Below are 3,159 nucleotides of genomic sequence, written 5' to 3'. Positions count from 1 at the left end.
CTTGCGTACGGTTGGTCTTTAAAATGCCGAAGGAGCGTCGATCCTCTTGTTTTTTTCCCGCATTAGCCTCTTCGATCGCTTGATATATCCCATACGCATACTCATCGATATTTTTTACGTCGTTGAAATATGATATAGATACGAGCTTACTCCAGCCAAATCCTTCCTCACCGTTTAAAAAATAATATGCCGCCGCAAGATTTTTATACTTTCTGGTAAAAGTTTCTCCATCTATCTTAATGCTATACGGTAACTCTATCGCGCTATATGCTTCCTTTACCTTGGGATCCTCCAATATATATACCTTGCCTCGAAACGCCGCGCATCCGCCAAATATCGCCGCCAGTAAAAATGCGGTTAAAATTTTTAATCTCATACCCGCTCCTTCAAAATTTTTTCAAATATTTTTTACATAAAAACCGAGCTTTAATCAATAAAAGGCTACAATACGCCAAATTTAATTCCAAGGGAAAGTCATTGTTTGAATCCATGCGCGCGGCACGCTCGCTAAGCCCCCTATTTCTGGGGATTTTCTTTATGTTTATCGGCGACGCGCTAGTCATCGCAAGCGCGGGCATCATGCTAAAAGAATCCGGCCACAGCGAGCTTGAGATCGGAGCGATTTCGGCGTTTTTCTTTTTAGGAGCGATCTTTAGCGGCTTTTTCGTGCCTTCGATAATCGGCGCGCTCTCGTACGTGCGGGCATACGCGGTCTTTACGGCGCTTTTCGGAATTGCTGCAATGCTGCACGATCTTGGCTCAAACCTCGTGTATTGGGCGATTTTGCGCTTTATTTTGGGCTTTTGCTACTACGCACTTTTGATGATAATCGAAAGCTGGATAAACTCAAAGATCACAAACTCCATCCGCTCCCGCGTGCTCGCGATCTACGAAGCGGTTTTTTACAGCGCGTTTGCGATAGGAGTTATAATCTTGGCGCTAAATTTCGGAACGATGAAGGTCTTCGTGCTAAGCGCATTTTTCATCATCCTAGCGCTGCTGCCGGTAAATTTAATCCGCTTCAACCCTCCCAGAGTTCCCGCTCGCATGCGCATCTCGATGCCGCAAATTTCGATCGTGCCGCCGCTTGCGTTTGCGACGGTGGTTTGCGCGGGTATTTTGATTAACGGCTTTTTTTCGATGGCGAGCGTTTTCGTGCTAAGTGCGGGCCTTGGAGTCGGCTCGGTGGGCGCATTTATGGGATCGGCGATGGTCGGAGGCTTCCTATCGCAGCTTATTTGCGGCGTAATCTCCGATAAATTCGGCCGCAAACGCGCGATAATGATAGTTTGCGCCATCGGTATCGTAGCTTGCGCGGCACTATTTTTTGCTAAAAGCTTCATCCTAACGTGCGCGCTTGCGTTGATGTTGGGATTCGGTGCCTTTCCTTTGTATTCGCTTGCCATCGCGCGCGCAAACGACTCCATCACCGGCGAGGGGGCATCCCGCGTGCAAATTTCGGCAGCGATGCTTTTTATATATTCAAGCGCGTCGCTCTGCTCTCCTTTGATCATCGGCGCGATGATGAAATTTTTAGGCGCAAACGGCTTTATCTGGGTGTTTTTCGCGGCGATGAGCTTTTTATTCGTATTTGCTATCTTCCGCCCCGAGATCGCGCCAAAAAGATAGCGAGCCTGATTTTAAATTTTTTCGTAGATCAAAAATTTATAATAAAACGCCGCGATTGCGAACATAAAGCCCATGCCAAAGGTGATTTGCGAAAGCGAAAATCCAAGCTCGAAAAAAAATCCGATCGCTGCCGACACGAGCGTCGCGACGATGAAATACGCCATGTCGTTGTAGGCGATGACGCGCCCGAAAAACTCCCTGTCGACGTGGCTTTGCAGCTGCGTAAAAGAATACGACCACACCGTCGTGATGAAAAATCCCGCCGCGATCATGCCCGCAAACGAAAGCCAGTAGTTAAACTCCAGCACCGCCCACAGCGCGATGCCCGCAAACTGCCCCAGCAATAGCCAAAAAAACGTATGTTTATTAACGATCTTGCTTAGCCATATCTGTCCGAAAAACGCAGCCGCCGAGCGCGACATATTCATAAGCCCGATGACTAGCGAAGCGCTTAAAATTTCTTTGTATTTATACTTCGCAAGAAGCGCGATGAGATTGTCGTAGGTGGTGACGGCGACGAAGGCGTGAAGGACGATGAGATGCACCACCAAAGGATGCGAGCGCAGGTAAGAAAAGCCCTCCTTTAGCATCTTAAACACGGGCCCTGGCGCGTTTTTTGCAAGGTCTTTAAAATTTAGTCGCAGCAGGATGAAAAAGGAAAAAACGTATAAGCAAAAATCCAAAATAAATGCCGCTCGCACGCCGAAATAGTGGATAAAAATACCCGCGCTCGCCATGCCGAAAGTATATGTAATGGTCCAGATAATGCCCGTCATCTCGTTAGCAAGTTTGAGATAGGGCCTACTTAGAAATTTCGGCAGCGTCGAGGATTCGGTCTGAAAAAATAGCGTGCCTGCGACGCTGCGCACGACCACGATCAGAAGTAGCAGCCACAGATAATCCAAACTATCGATAAAAATCAGCATGAAAATACTGATCATCTCGGTTATAAACATCGCCGTCATCAGCGGCTTTGGTTGAAATTTATCCACGATGATGCCGTTAATGGGTGCTAAAAAAACGTTCGGCACGAACGAAACGACGCCCACCGCCGTAATCGCCCACACCGGCGCGCCAAGCTCGATTAAAAGCGTAGCGACTCCAACGACCGAAAACCACAAGCCAAACATACATATAAAACCCGCCGAAAAGAGCAGTCGGTAGTTGCGCGAATGGCGAAGCAGCACGATGTATCTGATCATAAAATTTTATCCCGTTTTAATATAAAAAATCTAGCGAAATTGTATCACGGTGCGCCTTAAAAGCCAAAATAAGCTAAAAATGCTATAATTGCGAAATTTTAATTCAGGAGTGAAAATGGAAGGGTTCGTAACTACGGTAATAGTATTTTGCGTCCTCATCGCGGCAATTCTAAAGATGGGGGTCAAGATCGTCTCACAATCGGAAATTTTAATCATCGAGCGGCTGGGTCGCTTTCATAAGGTGCTCGACGGCGGCTTTCACATCATCGTGCCGTTTTTTGACGCGGTGCGCGCCAAGATGAGCGTGCGAGAGCAGCTCGTGGACATC

Annotated in this window: 4 protein-coding genes; 2 read left to right on the top strand and 2 right to left on the bottom strand. The window is 47.4% G+C overall.

All coding sequences use genetic code 11. The features are described 5' to 3' along the window. Positions 1-376: hypothetical protein (locus Q0340_RS07855; protein ID WP_298082851.1), on the bottom strand; the 376-nt coding region annotated here is incomplete at its 3' end. 101 nt (positions 377-477) lie between these two features. Between Q0340_RS07855 and Q0340_RS07850 the strand changes: the two genes are divergently transcribed. Continuing rightward, on the top strand, positions 478-1,629 hold the full coding sequence (locus Q0340_RS07850) for an MFS transporter (protein WP_298082850.1): 1,152 nt from the start codon (positions 478-480) through the stop codon (positions 1,627-1,629). A gap of 11 nt (positions 1,630-1,640) precedes the next feature. On the opposite strand, the gene Q0340_RS07845 is transcribed toward Q0340_RS07850, so the two are convergent. Then, entirely contained in the window at positions 1,641-2,831 is a 1,191-nt protein-coding gene (locus Q0340_RS07845) for an MFS transporter (protein ID WP_298082849.1), read from the bottom strand. 115 nt (positions 2,832-2,946) lie between these two features. Between Q0340_RS07845 and Q0340_RS07840 the strand changes: the two genes are divergently transcribed. Next, a partial coding sequence (locus Q0340_RS07840) for an SPFH domain-containing protein (RefSeq protein ID WP_298082848.1) occupies positions 2,947-3,159 on the top strand: 213 nt, incomplete at its 3' end.

It is taken from the genome of uncultured Campylobacter sp., assembly GCF_938045595.1.
Lineage (GTDB): Bacteria > Campylobacterota > Campylobacteria > Campylobacterales > Campylobacteraceae > Campylobacter_B.
Note: the sequence above shows the minus strand (reverse complement) of the source record. Positions and strands in the feature narration are given on the sequence as shown.

Bases quoted from the DNA above. Each gene is read 5' to 3' on its own strand.
- Q0340_RS07845 (WP_298082849.1), bottom strand. From the start codon at position 2,831: ATGATCAGATACATCGTGCTGCTTCGCCATTCGCGCAACTACCGACTG.